Origin of the sequence: Parahaliea mediterranea (assembly GCF_003402235.1) — a bacterium.
GTDB lineage: Bacteria > Pseudomonadota > Gammaproteobacteria > Pseudomonadales > Halieaceae > Parahaliea > Parahaliea mediterranea.
In genome coordinates, this window is the sequence record NZ_QEWO01000001.1 from 838040 (window position 1) to 854007 (window position 15968).

At 63.5% G+C, this 15968-nt stretch carries 11 protein-coding genes; 2 read left to right on the forward strand and 9 right to left on the reverse strand.

The window, feature by feature from the left end; translation table 11 throughout:
• Positions 1-10: 10 nt before the first annotated feature.
• On the reverse strand, positions 11-2536 hold the full coding sequence (nirB, locus tag DDZ17_RS03635; protein ID WP_116364559.1) for a nitrite reductase large subunit NirB: 2526 nt from the start codon (positions 2534-2536) through the stop codon (positions 11-13).
• A gap of 592 nt (positions 2537-3128) precedes the next feature.
• Here nirB and DDZ17_RS03640 point away from each other — a divergent pair.
• Both DDZ17_RS03640 and DDZ17_RS03645 read left to right on the forward strand, forming a co-directional pair.
• The gene (locus DDZ17_RS03640; protein ID WP_116364560.1) at positions 3129-4595 is read left to right on the forward strand and encodes a NarK family nitrate/nitrite MFS transporter; all 1467 of its coding nucleotides are present in this window, start codon (positions 3129-3131) and stop codon (positions 4593-4595) included.
• Positions 4595-6364, forward strand: coding sequence for a bifunctional protein-serine/threonine kinase/phosphatase (locus DDZ17_RS03645; RefSeq protein ID WP_116364561.1), 1770 nt, complete (start codon positions 4595-4597; stop codon positions 6362-6364). The genes DDZ17_RS03640 and DDZ17_RS03645 overlap by 1 nt, the downstream gene beginning before the upstream one ends.
• Before the next feature lie 49 nt (positions 6365-6413).
• Here DDZ17_RS03645 and DDZ17_RS03650 read toward each other — a convergent pair whose 3' ends face one another.
• The 8 genes from DDZ17_RS03650 to DDZ17_RS03685 form a co-directional block, all read right to left on the reverse strand.
• Positions 6414-7616 carry a CmpA/NrtA family ABC transporter substrate-binding protein gene (locus tag DDZ17_RS03650; protein ID WP_116364562.1) on the reverse strand — a complete coding sequence of 401 codons (1203 nt, stop codon included), beginning with the start codon at positions 7614-7616 and terminating at the stop codon, positions 6414-6416.
• 3 nt (positions 7617-7619) lie between these two features.
• Positions 7620-8222, reverse strand: coding sequence for an ANTAR domain-containing response regulator (locus tag DDZ17_RS03655; RefSeq protein ID WP_116364563.1), 603 nt, complete (start codon positions 8220-8222; stop codon positions 7620-7622).
• A 66-nt stretch (positions 8223-8288) separates the two neighbouring features.
• The gene (locus DDZ17_RS03660; RefSeq protein ID WP_116364564.1) at positions 8289-9572 is read right to left on the reverse strand and encodes an alginate export family protein; all 1284 of its coding nucleotides are present in this window, start codon (positions 9570-9572) and stop codon (positions 8289-8291) included.
• A gap of 287 nt (positions 9573-9859) precedes the next feature.
• A complete protein-coding gene (locus DDZ17_RS03665; RefSeq protein WP_116364565.1) occupies positions 9860-10309 on the reverse strand; it encodes a hypothetical protein in 450 nt (149 codons plus the stop codon).
• A gap of 137 nt (positions 10310-10446) precedes the next feature.
• Complete coding sequence (locus DDZ17_RS03670) at positions 10447-11058, reverse strand: regulatory protein RecX (protein ID WP_241505773.1); 612 nt, start codon at positions 11056-11058, stop codon at positions 10447-10449.
• Between the two features lie 202 nt (positions 11059-11260).
• A complete protein-coding gene (recA, locus tag DDZ17_RS03675; RefSeq protein ID WP_116364566.1) occupies positions 11261-12301 on the reverse strand; it encodes a recombinase RecA in 1041 nt (346 codons plus the stop codon).
• Positions 12302-12490: 189 nt separating this feature from the next.
• Positions 12491-13381: a tyrosine-protein phosphatase gene (locus tag DDZ17_RS03680; RefSeq protein WP_116364567.1), complete on the reverse strand. Its 891-nt coding sequence runs from the start codon at positions 13379-13381 to the stop codon at positions 12491-12493.
• Positions 13382-13407: 26 nt separating this feature from the next.
• The gene (locus tag DDZ17_RS03685; RefSeq protein ID WP_116364568.1) at positions 13408-15879 is read right to left on the reverse strand and encodes a TonB-dependent receptor; all 2472 of its coding nucleotides are present in this window, start codon (positions 15877-15879) and stop codon (positions 13408-13410) included.
• Between the last annotated feature and the right edge of the window lie 89 nt (positions 15880-15968).

The window sequence follows — 15968 nt, forward strand, 5'->3', positions numbered from 1 at the left end:
GGCCTCCGGCTTACTTGCTGCTGGCCACAAGGCGAATTTTCTCTTCCGCGCGAGCCGGGCGAATCTGGCCGCGCTCCTGAACAAACACCACACCGCTGTCCTCATCGTCGCAGTTGACGAACTGGCGGAAGCGCTTGAGTTTTTCCGGGTCGTTGATGGTGGTGGTCCACTCGCACTGGTAGGTGCCCACAACGGCGGCCATCTGCTGCTCCAGTTCGGCGCAGATGCCCAGGCTGTCGTCGATGATCACTTCGCGCAGGTAGTCCAGGCCGCCTTCCAGGTTGTCCATCCACACCGAGGTGCGCTGCAGGCGATCGGCGGTGCGCACGTAAAACATGAGGAAGCGGTCGATGTACTTGATGAGGGTGTCGTCATCCAGATCGGTGGCGAACAGGTCCGCGTGGCGCGGCTTCATGCCGCCGTTGCCACAGAGGTAGAGGTTCCAGCCGTTCTCGGTGGCAATCACGCCAAAGTCCTTGGACTGGGCCTCGGCGCACTCGCGGGTGCAGCCGGAAACGGCGCTTTTGAGTTTGTGCGGCGAGCGCAGGCCCTTGTAGCGATTCTCCAGGCGGATGGCCATGCCAACGCTGTCCTGCACGCCGTAGCGACACCAGGTGCTGCCCACGCAGGACTTCACCGTGCGCAGGGATTTACCGTAGGCATGGCCGGTCTCGAAACCGGCGTCCACCAGTTTGCGCCAGATGTCTGGCAGCTGGTTCTGCCGCGCACCAAACAGGTCGATACGCTGGCCGCCGGTGATCTTGGTGTACAGGCCGTATTCCTTGGCTACCTCCCCCAGCACAATGAGTTTTTCCGGGGTGATTTCGCCGCCGGCAATGCGCGGCACGATGGAGTAGGTGCCGTCTTTCTGCATGTTGGCCAGGAAGGTGTCGTTGGTGTCCTGCAGGCCCACATGGGGCAGCTCCAGCACGTGGTCGTTCCACAGGGAGGCCATGATGGAAGCCACGGCAGGCTTGCAGATATCGCAGCCGCGCCCCTTGCCGTGCTGGTTCAGCATGTGCTGGAAAGTTTTCACCTCGCCCACCTGGGCCAGGTGGAACAGCTCCTGGCGGGTATAGGGGAAGTGCTCACAAAGGCTCTTGTCCACCACCACACCGCGCGCAGACAGCTCGGTTTCCACCACGTTTTTCAGCATGGCGGCGCAGCCGCCGCAGCCGGTGCTGGCCTTGGTCTCACTTTTTACATCACCCAGGCTGCAACAGCCGCCGTCGATGGCCTCTATCACACAGCCCTTGGTGACGTTGTGGCAGGAGCACACGGTGGCCGTCATCGGCAGCGCCGCCGCGCCGAGCAGCGGCTTGTCGCCGGCGGCCGGCACAATCAGGCTTTCCGGTTCGTCCGGCAGTTCGATGCCGTTCAGAAAGTACTGCAGCAGGGTGTCGTAGTCTTCGCAGTCACCCACCAGCACCGCGCCCAGCAGGGTTTTGCCATCGCCGCTGGTGACGATGCGCTTGTACACTTCGGCCCGCTCGTCGCTGAACACATAGGAGATGCTGCCCTCCGTGCGGCCGTGGGCGTCGCCGATAGAGCCCACGTCCACACCCAGGAGCTTCAGCTTGGTGCTCATGTCGGCGCCCTGGAAGGTGGCGTCCACCTGGCCGGCCAGCTGGTTGGCCACCACTTCCGCCATGCGGTAGCCGGGGGCCACCAGGCCGTAAATGCGCCCGCCAAACAGGGCGCACTCACCAATGGCGAAGATGTCGGAGTCGGAGGTTTTGCACTTGTAGTCCACCACGATGCCGCCGCGCTCGCCCACGGCCAGCTCGCTCTCCCGGGCCAGTTGGTCGCGGGGGCGAATGCCGGCGGAGAACACGATCATATCGGTGCCAAGGGCACTGTCGTCGGCGAAGTCCATGCGCAGGGCAGTGGCTTCGTCCTGCACTATCTGCTGTGTGTTCTTGCCGGTATGCACCGATACACCCAATGCCTCGATTTTGCGGCGCAGCATTTTCGAGCCGCCCTCGTCGAGCTGCACGCCCATCAGCCCCGGGGCAAATTCCACCACGTGGGTTTTCAAGCCCAGGTTGCGCAGGGCGTTGGCGCACTCCAGCCCCAGCAGGCCGCCGCCCACCACCACGCCAATCTCGCTGTCTTTGGCGGTAGCCTTGATGTGGCCGAGGTCATCAATGGTGCGATACGCCAGGCAGCGCTTGTCGTCGGCACCCTTCACCGGCGGCACAAAAGGAAAGGAGCCAGTGGCCAGCACCAGCTTGTCGTAGGCGAAACGGCGCCCGCCCTGGGTCACCACCTCGCGGCGGGTGCGCTCAATACGCTGCACAGGGTCGCCAAAATGCGCCTTCACGCCCCAGCTCTGGTAGGTCTCGCGGGTGGCAAGGGCAAGGTCAGCCGGCTCGCGGCCAGAGAAAATCTCGGACAGGTGAACACGGTCGTAGGCCGGGCGCGGCTCTTCACCAATCACGGTGATCTCATCGGCTGTGTTCAGGCCCACCAGGCTTTCGACAAAGTGGTGGCCCACCATGCCGTTGCCAACTACCAGGATTTTGCGTGTGCTCATCGATCTACCTACTCCGCTCATTCATCTCGCGCAGGGCGCGCAACTTGGCGTCCACGCACACCGTTGCCTCCGCGATCCGCGTTGGCGGACGACAGGAGCGACGTTGCTCGTGAAGGAAAGACAGCGATGTGGGGATGTGCACCAGGGCTAATACAAACCCTGTGCCACAAAATAGTTAGCGCTTTATTTTCAATGAGTTAGCGAAAAAGGCAGCGCCATTGCCAGCAACTTGCCGGGCCCGCGCTGAATCAGGACAGTGCAATCGGCACTCTGGCGAACTGTTTTGGTGCGCTGCCGGCCACAGCAAGGCGCGGGCAACGCGCACCCTGCTGTAGCGCAGCACTATTGCCGCTGCACCAGCGCCGCCCGGCAGCGCCACAAATTAGGGCAGGCGCTGCGGGCCATCGCTTCAGTTAGGTGCAATTGTGGCGTTTGCAGCGTGCAAGGCACCCTGCGCAAACGGCGCATAGGCCTGCATTTACAGTGTTTTGGCGCGTACCAGCGCTTGGCATACACATTGCATTGTGACTATCGCGGGCGTAACGGCGCGTCCGGACCTCACCTTAGTTTTTCTCCAAGAGCGAATTTATCGATGAGTAGCCCGGTCAACGTGCTGGACGTATCGCGTCCGCCTATCCGTACCCTCCACCTTGCGTGGGTAGCGTTTTTTATTACTTTTGTGGTGTGGTTCAGCCACGCCCCGCTGATGGCCCACATCCGCGAAGCCTTCGACCTCAGCGACCAGCAGTTGAAAGCCCTGCTGATCCTGAACGTTGCGCTGACCATTCCCGCCCGCATCGTGGTGGGCATGCTGGTGGATCGCTTTGGCCCGCGGCTGGTATTCAGCAGCCTGCTGATGATCAGCGCCTTCTTCTGCTGGGGTTTTGCCTTTGCCACCAGCTACGAAATGCTGGCGCTGTTCCGCTTTCTGGGCGGCTTTGTTGGCGCCGGCTTTGTGATTGGCATTCGCCTGATCGGCGAGTGGTTCCCGGCCCGCCAGGTGGGCATGGCGCAGGGCATCTACGGCGGCTGGGGCAATTTTGGCTCCGCCGCGGCAGCCATGACCCTGCCAAGCGTTGCCCTGCTGTTCGGCGGCGACGATGGCTGGCGCTACGCAATTGCCAGCACCGGCGTGCTGGCCTTTTTCTACGGCATCTTCTTTTACATCAAGGCGCGCAACACGCCCAAGGGCTCTACCTACTTCAAGCCCAAGCGCACCGGCGGACTGGAGGTGAGCAGCTGGGGCGACTTTTACCTGTACATCGCCATGACCCTGCCCCTGTACATTGCCCTGGCCGTGATGAGCTGGCGCCTGTCGCCGGCCAACCTGGCCCTGCTGAGCGAAACAGCCACCCTCAGCATGTACGCCGTGCTTGGCGTGCTGTTTGTGTTCCAGATCAGCCAGATCTGGCGCGTTAACCGGGAGCACCTGAACAGCGGCGTGCCGGAGATAGACCGCTACAAATTCAAGCAGGTGGCAGCCCTGGACTGGGCGTACTTCGTCACCTTCGGCTCGGAACTGGCGGTGGTGTCCATGCTGCCCCTGTTCTTCATGGAAACCTTCGCGCTGAGCGCGGTCACCGCCGGTTTGCTGGCTTCCGGCTTTGCCTTCATGAACCTGGTGGCGCGCCCCTCCGGGGGCTATTTCAGCGATGTGTTTGGCCGCAAGCGCTCACTGTCGGTGCTGATTGCCGGCCTGGCGGTGGGCTACCTGGTGATGGCCCAGGTGGACAGCAGCTGGTGGATACCGGGCGCCGTGATAGCCACCATGGCCTGCTCCTTCTTTGTGCAGGCCGGCGAAGGCGCGGTGTTTGCCATGGTGCCGCTCATCAAGCGCCGCATGACCGGGCAGATAGCCGGCATGGTTGGCGCCTTCGGCAACGTGGGCGCGGTGGTCTACCTCACCGCCCTCACCTTCGTGGACGCCTCCACCTTCTTCCTGATCATTGCCGGCAGCGCCGCGGTGTGCTTCTTTATCGTGCAGTTTGTGGAGGAGCCCCAGGGCCAGATGCAGGAAGTACTCCCCGATGGCAGCGTGCAGCTGATTGACGTGGCCTGATGACCGCCGCCCAGGCCAGCACCGACGCCCCCCACCTCCAGGCGCGCCTGCAGCTGGAGGTGGGGCAGGCCAGCAGCGCCGGCGCCAAGGCCCTCAACGAAGACGCCATTGGCATCCGCATACCCGACGCTGCGCTGCTGGCCACCAAGGGGGCGGCGGCGATTATCGCCGATGGCGTCAGCGCCGCCGAAGCGGGCCGGGAGGCCAGCCAGAGCTGCGTTACCGGCTTTCTGTCGGACTACTTCTCGACCCCCGAATCCTGGACGGTGCGCCATTCGGTGCAGCAGGTTCTGACCGCCCTCAACCGCTGGCTGTACCGTAGCGGCGCCCACTTGCCCGACAGCAGCAAGGGCTTCATCACCACCCTGAGCGCGCTGGTGCTCAAGAGCCAGCACGCCCACCTGTTTCACGCCGGCGACAGCCGTATTTACCTGCTGCGCGGCGGCAATCTGGAGCAGCTCACCACCGACCACGCCGTACCGGTGGGCAATGGCCAGAGCTACCTGTCCCGGGCCCTGGGGCTGGACGTGCGCCTGGAGGTGGATTACCAGTGCCTGGCGCTGGAAGAAGGCGATATGTTCCTGCTCACCACCGACGGCGTGCACGACGTGCTCAGCCTGGAGCAGCTGCGCGCCACCATCGCCAACCCAACACACTCGCTGGCGCAGCGCTGCCAGCAACTTAACAGCGCTGCCCTGGCCGCCGGCAGCCAGGACAACTTAAGTTGCCAGTTGCTCTGCGTGAGCGCCCTGCCCCGGCCGGACATCGACGACGTGGTGGGGCGCCTGACACAGCTGCGCTTTCCGCCCTTTCTGCAACCCGGCGCGGTTGTGGATGGCCTTTGCATCGAGCGCGAGCTGTACGCCAGCAATCGCAGCCAGGTGTATCTGGTGCGCGCCGTGGATTCAGGCCAGCTGTACTGCATGAAAACCCCGTCGGTCAATTTCGAGGACGACGCCGCCTACATCGAGCGCTTTGTGATGGAAAGCTGGATTGGTTCGCGCATCCACAGCCCCTATGTGGTGCGCGTGCTGGAGCCTCCGCAGCCGCGCTCCTGCCTGTACTACCTGACCGAGTACGTCGATGGCATCTCGCTGGCGCGCTGGATGCGCGAGCACCCGCGCCCGGCGGTGGAGGATGTGGTGTACCTTGCCGGGCAGGTGGCTAAGGGCCTGCGGGCCCTGCACCGCCGGGAAACCCTGCACCAGGACCTGAAGCCCGACAACATCCTGATCGACGCCCAGGGCCAGGTGAAACTGATCGACTTTGGGTCCTGCTCGGTTGCCGGCATTAACGAGATAGCCAGCCCCCTGCAGCGCGATACGGTGCTGGGCACCGCCACCTACGCCGCACCCGAATGCCGCCTGGGCGGCGCGGTGGACGCTCGTGCCGATTTGTTCTCGCTGGCGGTGGTCTGCTTCGAGATGTTCACCGGCACCCTGCCCTTTCAGGGCAAGCTGGAACAGTGCAATAGCCCGCGCGAGTTTCTTGGTACCAGCTACACGCCGAGTTACCAGATCAACCCACTGGTGCCCCAGTGGATTGACGGCGCCCTGCGCAAGGCCCTGCGCTTTCACCCCGAGCGCAGGCACGGCGATGTGGCGGAGTTCGCCTACGAGTTGTTACACCCCAACCCGGGTTACCTGGCCTTTCACCAGCGCCCCCTGATCGAGCGCAACCCGGTGCGCACCTGGCAGGTTATTGCCATCGCCCTCGCCCTGCTGGAGCTGCTTACCCTGACGCTGTTACTGAGCCGGGGCGGCGACTGACCAACGCGCTGTTTGCGCTGGCCTGCTGGCTGGGCGCAATGCGCCCGGGCTAAACAGCGCCGCCGGCGGGCGCCAGGCGCTGGTCTGCCCCCAGCAGGATGCCGGGGCTCAGCTCCCAGCTGGCATCGTGGGCATTCACCGGGCGGTAATCGGTGGCCGGCGCCGGCAGCGACAGGTGCCGGGCCGCTTCGCGATACAGGTCGGTGCGGTAGGTCTGCTGCACCAGCGACTTGCAGCGCTCGGCGGGCAGGGTTTTGCCGAGCAGCGCGCTGGTCTGACTCGCCAACCATTCACCGTCGGAGCGCCACGGGAAGCCGGCCTGATAGCGGCCAAACACGTGAAAGTCCGGCATGGGCAACGGCGGCTGGCCGCGGCTGGTCACCAGTTCCCCGGCCAGGGCCGGACGCAAAAACTCAACCGGCAGGTTCAGGTATTGCGGCTGTGCCAGCACGTCGGCGGCCTGCAGGCGATGGCTTGGGTCCGACAGCCAGCGACAGGCCTCCATCAGCGCCAGGCGCAGGCGCAGGTGGGTGGCGGTGTGCTGGCGGTGCCAGTGTTCGGTGACCGCCAGCACCTTTTCCAGGCTGTTGTTCCAGAGCTGGTAGCCGGTGGCGGGAATGACCCCGATGCCCTGGTGCACCGCCATGCTGTTCCACGGCTCGCCCACGCAGTAACCATCGATAATGCCGCGGGCGAGGCTGTCCACCATCTGCTCCGGCGGCAGCACGATAATGCGCACATCCCGCTCCGGGTCGATGCCGCCACACTGCAGCCACAGGCGCAGCAAGAATATATGGCAAGAGAAGGAGTGCGCCGCGGCAAAGGTGAGTTCCGGGGGCTGCCGGGCACTGCGATAGTAGTCTCCCAGCGCCCGCGCTGTGCTGCGGGCGCCCTCGGCGACTCGCCCGCCATGGCGCTCAAGTTCCGACGACAGCTCGCGGCTCACAGTAATGGCGTTACCGTTCAGGCTAAGGGCCAGGCCCGACATCACCTCCGCCCGCATGCCGCCCACGCCCATGGCGGTGGCCAGCGGCAGCGGCGAGAGCATCTGCGCGGCGTCCAGCTCGCCAATCACCAGCTTGTCGCGAAGGTTGGCCCAGGAAATTTCCCGTTCCAACTGGACTGCAAGGCCGTAGCGCTCGTACAGGCCCAGCTCCTGCGCCATGACCAGGGGGGCGCTGTCGTTCAGGCGCAGGTAACCCAGGCGCAGGTCGCGCTTTTCCGCCACGGGCAGGCGCAGTGCATCAGTCATCGGCTATTTTCGCTCCGGTCGGGATTTTTCCAGTACGGCAATTACATTACGCGCCACCTCACCCAGGGTCTGGTTCTGGTCCATAGCCAGCTTGCGCAGGGTGCGAAAGGCCTCCTCCTCATCCACACCATGAATGGCGCTGATCAGGCCCTTGGCCTTCTCCACCCGCTTGCGATCGGCCAGCTGGGCCCGGGTGCGGTCCAGTTCCTGGCGCAGGTCGTTGAAGGCGGAAAACTGGGCCATGGCCACATCGATCACCGCCTTGACCCGCTCCGGCTGGATGTCCTCCGCCTGATAGGCGGTCACCCCGGCGCGAATGGCATCGCCGATAAAGCCGGAATCACCACTGCCCGAGAACATCACCACCGGGCGCGGGTTGTGGCTGGAGGCGATGGACAGGCTCTCCAGCACGTCGCGGTCCGGCGAGTCCAGGGCGATCACCACCACGTCGGGCTCCTGCTGCGCCATCTGATACAGCAACCCGGACGCGGTGGGAATGACGGAGATAATCTCCAGCCCCGGCAGCGCAAGGCCCCGGGCCACGGCATTGGCGCGCTCGGCATTGTCATCCACCAGAATGACCCGCAGCGCGGCGGTAGAAGGCATCTGTTGCGTTGTGTTCACCACGAATGCACACAGCCACCGGCCCGCGGTAGCTGTACGTCCTTGTCGTCAGATATTGAAATTCACCATCAGCCACGCCTTTTCGGTGTCGGCGTAGCGGGCGCTTGCGTCGCTGGAGAAATTTGCATACTTCAGCTGCAAACTCAACGCGGTATTGATCGGCCAGGTGGCGACCAGATCCAGCTCGGAGCCAAAATCCGCACTGCTGTCCTCGGCCTTGAAGTCATGCCAGGTGCCGGCGAGCTTGACCGGGCCCAGGGCGCCGCTGAGGGTGAGGTAGAGGTCTTCGATGCCATCCCCCGGTGTGGTGAGGAACAGATCGGCAAAGCCCTGGAATTTGTGCAGGGTGGCCAGCGGTGTGGCAAAACCCACCCCGTCCCCGGCGCCCAATACCTCGTAGCCCACCAGGGCGTTCACCGGCCCAAGGGCCATGCCGCCTTCCAGCAGGTAGTAGTCGGCGCTGTAATCGCGCTGGCTGTCGCCGGCGTCGCTCTGGCGGGCATAGGCCGCCCGCGCGGCAACCGGGCCGAGTTTGCCGCTGTACTCTATACCCCAGGTGTCGGCGCCGTTATTGCGGGTCAGGTTGTCGCCGTAGGCGGACTGCGGGTCGATGTCCAGCAGGTAGCCAAAGGCCGCCACGGTATGACCGTCCCAGGGGCTGGCCTTGAGTCGCAGGAAGTGATTTTTGCCGTGCCAGTCGGCCGGCTGCGCGCCATCATCGGGGCCGAAGATACGATTGACGTTGTACACGTAGGCATAGTCCAGTTCCACGGCCTGGGCCTGGGCCTGCCACTGCAGGCGAAAACCGTCATAGGTCTGCTCGTTCTGGCGCCAGGCCACACCGCCAATAAAGCGCTCGTTGCCATGCAGGATGCGCTGGCGCCCATAGGTGCCAGAGGCATCCCCGGCGCTGTAACGGGCCCATACCTGGTTGATATCAGTGCCCTCCGGGTCTGCCACCACCGGGAACTGGGTTTCACCGTTTTCTGTGGAGTTGTAATCCTCGGCGCCGATGGCGGTGACATTGTCCACTTCCGCCATCAGGCTGAGGCCTTTCCAGGCAGCGGTGGTAAAGCCGATACGGGTGCGCAGGGTTGAGGCGTCGGCATTGTGGTCAAAGCCGTCCTGATCCACATGCTCAAAGCGGTAGCGCAGGTCCAACTCGACATCACCCTTGGTCAGCATTTCGTCGATGGAGGCGGCGCCGCTATCGACATGACTATCGACATAGCTATCGGCACCCCCTTCGGCCCGGGCACCCGCGGCAAGCAAGGCCACCATGCCCAGCAGCACCCCACTCCGCCAAACGCCAAACCGCCCCTGCTTGCCCATTCTGTTCTCCTATCCAACTGCATGCGTATCAAACTGTGAGGCCTTCAAACATGCCTGCCAAAAAAAACCTGCACGCCAGCGCGTTTTTCAACGCGATGAGGTGCAGGCTTCGTTGCCGAAAATTGTAGACCTGGTGGTACTCCCTGACCAATGCAATCAACGGGCCAACTTTTGAAAAGACCGGTATTCACCGGCAACGAGCCCATATCTCCTCTCGACAAGCGCAAACCTGCACTCCAAACGGGCCTCAGGCTGGTGCAGGGCCGCACCGAAACGGGGAGCGCCGGTCAACGCAGGATGTTGCGCCGGCTGAGGTTGCCCGCATAGATAAGCAGAAACAGACCAACGACAAAAATCGCGCCCGAAAACCACAGGGCAAAGGGATCATTCATCACCTCCAGGCCGTTGGACAGCACGTAACTGTGTACGGTGGTCAATACCATGCCAACCAGCGATACCAAAAATACTGCCACCGCCAGGCGCTTACGCAGCAACAGCAGAATCGAGCCGAGCACGGCTCCCCACACCGCAATGCCCCAGCAGATGAGTACCCACAGGGGCAGGCCGTAAAAGTAGTCCAGTTGCTCCGGGGTGAAGGCGCTCATGTACTCGGCATTGCGGGTCTGGGTCATGGTGAAGTCAAAGGCCCCTGCCGCGTTCCACAGCAGCGACACCACACCCACTACCCAAAGATGCCAGGGTGCTGCACTGGCGCGCGAATCAGTCAGGATCGACATGGCCTGTCCTCTTGTCGTTACTCAGTGTTGTTGTGCCCGGGATATTGTCCACCAGCGTGGATGGCACCCGCCAGCCCCCTCGTCGGCAACAGCGCAGCGAGGGCCGGCCGTCGCCCTACACAGCTTAGCAAACGGGGCTAGGGTTGCAGGCAGGCGCTGATATGATCCTGGCTGAAGCCCCGGTACTGCAGAAAGCGCTGGCGGCGGCTTTTTTCCTTGAGGTCAGCCGCCGCTGCGGCGCCGAACTTCTTCTCGCAAACCGCACGGGCCTGCTCGAACCAGTCCACATCCAGAGCCTCCAGCGCCAGGTTTGCCTGTGCATCGGGAATACCCTTCTGGCGCATTTCCTGGCGCAGGCGCAGGGGGCCGTAGCCGCGCAGCATGCGCTGGCGGGCAAAGCTCTCGGCGTAGCGGGCATCGCTTTGCAGGTTTTCCGCCTGCAGGCGCTCCAGTTCCTGCTCGACCTTCTGCCCGACCTTCTGCCCGACCTTCTGCTCGACCTTCTGCTCCAGATCGGGCCCCAGCGCAGCCGAGCCGAAGCGCCGGGACAACTTCTGCTGCAACTCCTTGCGGGAGTGCTCCCGCCGGGCCAGCAGATCCATGGCCGCGCGGCGGATGGCGGCGGGGTCGACGCCGTCACTGTGCTGCATCACGGTATCTGCCGCCTCGGGAGACTGTTCGGCCGGTGCTCCAGTGAGTTCGTCGGCCGGCTCTTCAGCCGCTTCTTCCATCGAGGCTTCAGCGTGCATGGGGGCATTTACCGGCGTGAGATTGCAGGCACAAGGTGGCGCCGCATGGCAGGTTACGGGGGCTAAAAAAGGCGCCGGGAGCGAGAGTGGGTTCAGTGGACCCGGCGCCGAGGGGGGAAAACAGTAGATTCACGTTGAAACTCGACAGGCAACCAGAGCCGCCTTGTGCCCGCCGCCCCGAAGGTAAGCGGGCAGGATTGCCTTATTCCGCTGTGGATTCTTCGGCGTCTGCCTCTGCGGCCTTGGCCGGGGCTGCCGAGGTCATGGTCTGGCTACGGATGGCGGTCTCGATCTCGTTGGCCACCGCCGGGTTGTCCTCTAGGAATTTGGCGGCATTGGCCTTGCCCTGGCCAATTTTGTCGCCCTTGTAGGCGTACCAGGCGCCGGACTTGTCCACCAGGTTGAGTTTGACGCCCCAGTCGATGACTTCGCCCATGTGGTAAATGCCCTTGCCGTACATGATCTGGAATTCGGCCTGCTTGAAGGGGGGCGATACTTTGTTTTTCACCACCTTGACCCGGGTTTCGTTGCCCACGACCTCGTCGCCGTCCTTGACTGCGCCGATGCGGCGAATGTCCAGGCGCACAGAGGAATAGAACTTGAGAGCGTTACCGCCGGTGGTGGTTTCGGGGTTGCCGAACATGACGCCGATTTTCATGCGGATCTGGTTAATGAAGATCACCAGGCAGTTGGTCTGCTTGATGGTGGCGGTAAGCTTGCGCATGGCCTGGCTCAGCAGGCGGGCCTGCAGGCCAACGTGGGAATCCCCCATCTCGCCCTCGATCTCGGCCTTGGGCGTCAGGGCGGCCACGGAGTCCACCACCAGCACATCCACCGCGCCGGAACGCACCAGCATCTCCGCCACTTCCAGGGCCTGTTCGCCAGTGTCCGGCTGGGACAGGATGAGGTCATCCACCTGCACGCCCAGCTTTTCGGCATAGATCGGGTCCAGGGCGTGCTCAGCGTCGATAAAGGCGGCGGTGCCGCCGGCCTTCTGGGCCTCGGCGATCACCTGCAGGGTAAGGGTGGTTTTACCGGAGGATTCCGGGCCATAAATCTCGCAGATACGGCCCTTGGGCAGGCCACCGATACCCAGGGCAATGTCCAGGCCCAGGGAGCCAGTGGAGATGGCGGGAATGGCGACGCGCTCGTTGTCGCCCATGCGCATTACCGTGCCCTTGCCGAACTGGCGTTCGATCTGGGACAGGGCGGCGTCCAGTGCTTTCTGTTTGTTGGCGTCCATGTTGTGCCTCCGGGTGCTCACTAAGTCATACAGTAAAACTACTGTATATATACTCAGTGGTCGCTCCTGAAATTGCAAGCACCAATTTCAACGAATAGCACCCGGCCGGAAATACCTGTGCGTCTGGGCGACAGGTGGCTGGACCGCAAGGCAGTGCGCACCTCCCTGCAGCCCGGCCAACTGTCAACGCTACAGCAAATACCACCGCTTCAGCGCCGCAATTTCCTTATCCCCCACACCCAGTTCCTTGTCCATAAAGGCCAGCACCGAGCCGTAGTCCGCCTCAATCTGCTGCAGGGCGTACACCAGGTAGGGCACGCCCTCTTCGGTGATCAGCGGGGCTGCCATGCTCTGCTCTTTGTCGGCGTAGCGCAGCATCATTTTGGCAAAGGCGTTGGTTTCGGCGGCTTTGCCGATGTCCACGCCGCCGCGCTCCACGGCTGGGCGGCGGTATTCGGTGGACAGCACGTAGTCCTGCACGATGCGCGACCGGGGCACGTCCAGCGCGGTGAGCATGAGGGCCGAGGCGATGCCGGTGCGGTCCTGGCCGGCGGAGCAATTCACCACCAGCGGAGCGTGGCCGGCCACGGCCTGGGCGAAGTACTGCTTGAGCTGGGGCTTGATGCTGTAAGGCAGGCTTTTGTAGAGGGTCGCCATGTCGGGGCGTTCGCCGTCCTGCATGCCAGCTTTCATCATGTCGATCATGCTGTAGTCAAGGCTGATGTAGTCGATCTCGGCCGCCTTCGCCCAACGGTTGGGGAACAGTTCGCGCTCTTCTGAGCTGCGCAGGTCAACCACGGTGGCAAAGTCAAAGTCGGCCAGGTAGTCCACGTCGTCGGCGGTCAGGCCGGTCATCACGCCGGAGCGGTACAGCAGGCCGCGGCGCACGGTGTGGCCGTCGCGGGTCTGGTAGCCGCCCATGTCGCGGAAGTTGGATCCGCCCTCAAGCGGCAGCACGTTGCGGTAGGTGTCCAGGGCGCCGGTTTGCGCCTGCAGGGCCTGGGCCTGGGCGATGTCCGCCTGGGCGGCAACCGGGGTCGCAAGGCTCACGGCCAGTGCGAGTATTTTCAGTGGTTTCATAGGGTATTCCTTGTGTAAGTCCCTGATCAGAAGTTGACCCGCACGCCCACCAGGTAGCGGCGGCCGTAGCTCTCGCTCTGGTTGATGGTGCCGTTGCCAGCGTAGCGCACGTCGGTCTCGTCGGTAAGGTTGTTGGCGTTGGCGTACACCGACACGGCGGTCTGTTCCCACGCAAAGGGCAGGGTGTACACCACCGATAAGTCAACCCGTTCCTGCTCGCCCCAGTATTCGCTGGGGTCCTCGATGGGGGAGATCCACTCGTCGCGGTACTGGTAGTTCAGGCGCACCGACACGTCGTACTTCTCGTAAAACAGGGAGGCGTTGTACACCATGTCGGAGGTGCCCGGCAGGTCGAGGGTGCGCCCGTCCAGGGTCTTGAACTCGGATTCCATTACCGTGAGGTTGGCGCTGATGCCAAGGCCGTCGAAGGGCGCCGGCAGCACGTCCTCGGCCAGGGCAATGGCGTTCAGCTCCAGGCCCTGCATCATGCCGTCCTTGCCATTAACCGCGCCCTGGAATTCCCAGCGCTCGCCAGCGGCCGCCGGGAAGTAGATGCCGCCGTCGATGGTGGACACGTCGGTGTAGATGACGTTGTCGATTTCGCGGTAGAAGGCGCCGGCGGAGAGGATGCTGGCCGGGGCAAAGTACCACTCGATCGAGGTATCAAAGCCGATGGCTTCTTCGGCCTCCAGGGTCGGGTTGCCACCGGTGACGGTTTGCTCGGCCACATCCACGCTGGCGGCGGCGCGCCACTCGTTGTAGGTGGGGCGGTTAACGCCGGTGGAGGCGGAAATGCGCCATTTGAGGTCTTCCGCCAGGTCGATGTTGATATGGGCGCTGGGCAGGTAGTGGGTGAAGTCGTCCTCCACCGATACCGGCGTGTCGTCCTGAGTGCCGCTGCTGGTGTAGTCGGTCTGCTCCACCCGCAGGCCGGCCACGATGTTGCCCCAGCTGAACTCCGAGCGCACCATGCCGTACACCGCCAGAATGTCCTCTTCGATGGCGATCTGGTTCTCCGGGGAGATCAGGCCGTCGGTGGACAAATCCGCCGCGCTGGCCCAGGCGTTGTACAGGCCGGCGTTGTCGTAGTAGGTGCCGCCGATGGTGTTGCTGGTGTTGGCGTCCCAGCGCTCGCCGGTGTTGTAGTCCTCAATGTTGATGTCGCCGGGGAAGGCCCCCAGCACGGGCTGGGCAATAAAGCCGTCGGCTTCGCGGTCATCCCACTTGGCGCCGAAGGACAGGGTGGAGGAGCGGCCGAACAGGGTGAGGTCGCGGCTGGCGTCGAGCTTGTACTGGGTGGCCTCGATATCCAGCGACTGCACATAGTGCAGGCCCAGGGTCTGGGCGTACTGGATGTCCGACAGCGGGCCGGGCAGGAAGACCTTGGAGTCTTCCAGGTCGGTCACATCGTAGCCCGCCAGGGTGAAGCCGCCGACGCTGTAGGGAATGGGCAGGTCCATGCTGGAGGTGGTCTCGGTGTAATTCACCCGCCCTTCCACAAACCACTGGCCGGCCTGTACATCCAGCCCGAGGGTGGTGGTGTCGGTGGAGTTTTCGTACAGCCCCTCCTCCAGGTTGCGCGATACCAGCATGGGGATGTTCTCGCCGGTGGTGCCCACCGCCGGCTCCAGAGGCGCGAAGGCGAACTGGTTGCGCTCTTCGTGGTCCTGGAATTCACTGTAGAGGGTGGAGGCAAACAGGCGCTGAATGGCACCATCGCCACGGTATTCAATGCGCCCGCCATAGCTTTTGTCTTCGCGCTTGATCTTGTAGCTGCGGAAGTCCAGCTCGTTCACCAGTAGCTGGCCGTTGGCGTCGTGGTCCAGGTCGTATTCGCGGTTGTCGGTGACCTGCTCGCGGCTGTTCTCGGAGCCGAAGGCCATCACCCCGAAGTTATCGTTGGACCAGGAGCCGCGCAGGGCGTACTTCTCGATGTCACCATCGCCCAGGTCCTGCTGGCCGGTGCCCACATCCGCCGCCATGGAGAAGCCTTCGCTGTCGAAGGGGCTGAAGGTGTGGATGTTGATAAAGCCCGCCACGGATTCACCCGGCATGCTGCCAAGTACCGCCTTGTTGGCTTCAATGCGGCGGGTAATCACCGAGGGAAAGCTGTCAAAACGCGGGATACGGCCGTTCTCGGCCCCGGGTACGTCAATGCCATCGAAGGCGATGGTGGTGTAGCGAAAGGGTGCGCCGCGCAGGTTGATGTAGCGGGCCTGGCCCTGGTCGCGCTCGATGGCAAGGCCCGGCAGGCGGCCCAGGGAGTCGGCCAGGTTCTGGTCCGGAAACTGGCCGATGGTGTCGGCAGAGACAATGTCCACATAGTTGTCGGCCAGGCGCTTGGCATCTAGCGAGGCTTGCTGGCTGTCGCGGATGGGGGTGCCGGTCACCACCACCTCCTCAAGCATGATGGTGTCCTGGGCCTGTACGGCAAACGAGAATCCGGCGGCGGCAACGGCCAGCGCCAGCGGCGCTCGATGGTAAGTGTGACGTTTCATTTCCCCATACTCCAAAGCTGTCTGAATTGGCGGTCTGAACGGTGTTGTCAGGCTTCGCGGGGCAGCAGTATCGGGATGGTCAATGATGT

Bases quoted from the DNA above. Each gene is read 5' to 3' on its own strand.
- nirB (WP_116364559.1), bottom strand. From the start codon at position 2,536: ATGAGCACACGCAAAATCCTGGTAGTTGGCAACGGCATGGTGGGCCAC.
- DDZ17_RS03640 (WP_116364560.1), top strand. From the start codon at position 3,129: ATGAGTAGCCCGGTCAACGTGCTGGACGTATCGCGTCCGCCTATCCGT.
- DDZ17_RS03645 (WP_116364561.1), top strand. From the start codon at position 4,595: ATGACCGCCGCCCAGGCCAGCACCGACGCCCCCCACCTCCAGGCGCGC.
- DDZ17_RS03650 (WP_116364562.1), bottom strand. From the start codon at position 7,616: ATGACTGATGCACTGCGCCTGCCCGTGGCGGAAAAGCGCGACCTGCGC.
- DDZ17_RS03655 (WP_116364563.1), bottom strand. From the start codon at position 8,222: ATGCCTTCTACCGCCGCGCTGCGGGTCATTCTGGTGGATGACAATGCC.
- DDZ17_RS03660 (WP_116364564.1), bottom strand. From the start codon at position 9,572: ATGGGCAAGCAGGGGCGGTTTGGCGTTTGGCGGAGTGGGGTGCTGCTG.
- DDZ17_RS03665 (WP_116364565.1), bottom strand. From the start codon at position 10,309: ATGTCGATCCTGACTGATTCGCGCGCCAGTGCAGCACCCTGGCATCTT.
- DDZ17_RS03670 (WP_241505773.1), bottom strand. From the start codon at position 11,058: ATGCACGCTGAAGCCTCGATGGAAGAAGCGGCTGAAGAGCCGGCCGAC.
- recA (WP_116364566.1), bottom strand. From the start codon at position 12,301: ATGGACGCCAACAAACAGAAAGCACTGGACGCCGCCCTGTCCCAGATC.
- DDZ17_RS03680 (WP_116364567.1), bottom strand. From the start codon at position 13,381: ATGAAACCACTGAAAATACTCGCACTGGCCGTGAGCCTTGCGACCCCG.
- DDZ17_RS03685 (WP_116364568.1), bottom strand. From the start codon at position 15,879: ATGAAACGTCACACTTACCATCGAGCGCCGCTGGCGCTGGCCGTTGCC.